Origin of the sequence: Vibrio sp. 1641 (assembly GCF_033339995.1) — a bacterium.
In the GTDB taxonomy this organism is placed as follows: domain Bacteria; phylum Pseudomonadota; class Gammaproteobacteria; order Enterobacterales; family Vibrionaceae; genus Vibrio; species Vibrio alginolyticus.
Genome location: NZ_JAWOVP010000266.1, coordinates 1 through 633, shown reverse-complemented (window position 1 = coordinate 633; position 633 = coordinate 1). Strand labels below are relative to the sequence as shown.

Genomic DNA, 633 nt, shown 5'->3' with positions numbered 1-633 from the left:
ATATCAATTAGATGTAATAGAGGTAGCCTATGTATCCCCACCTCACTGGTTTGGGTATTCATGATCCCAAGCAGATTGAACGTTATTCCCTACGTCAAGAAGCACATAAAGACGTGCTCAAAATCTACTTCCATAAGCAAAAAGGCGAGTTCTTTGCCAAAAGCGTCAAATTCAAATACCCACGCCAAGTAAAAAATGTCTTAGTTGATAGCGGTAGTCATAAATACAAGGAAGTAACGGAAATCAACCGTAACCTTACTTTGGTTATCGACGAACTCAACAAGATCACAAAACCAGCGAAAGTGTCTGAATTGGATGTAAAACAAAAGATTCTTTCTGATCTTCGCCATTTAGAAAAAGTCGTTTCTAGCAAGATCGCCGAGATCGAAGCGGATCTAGAAAAACTCAAATAGCCTTTGAGAATCGGTAAACAACAAAAAGGGTTGGCAAACATGCCAACCCTTTTCTATTTCTCTTCGCTAGAGCACAGCCTCTTTACTTAACGAGCTCTTCGTCCCACTCAAATCGAGTAAACAATTGCTGCCACGTATCGTCGATACTCGCTTTCATCACCAGCTCTTCATTTGTAAACGGATGCACAAAACGCAGCTCCGAAGCATGTAACAGCAAGCG

The 633-nt window shown here is 41.2% G+C and carries 1 protein-coding gene and 1 pseudogene; one reads left to right on the top strand and one right to left on the bottom strand.

What is annotated here, in order from left to right:
- The first annotated feature begins 29 nt into the window (after window positions 1-29).
- Window positions 30-413, top strand: coding sequence for a DUF3461 family protein (locus R7Z47_RS25445; protein ID WP_005456756.1), 384 nt, complete (start codon window positions 30-32; stop codon window positions 411-413).
- A gap of 82 nt (window positions 414-495) precedes the next feature.
- On the opposite strand, the pseudogene R7Z47_RS25440 reads toward R7Z47_RS25445, so the two are convergent.
- Window positions 496-633 (bottom strand): annotated as a pseudogene (locus R7Z47_RS25440) (tRNA pseudouridine(65) synthase TruC); the annotation flags it as partial.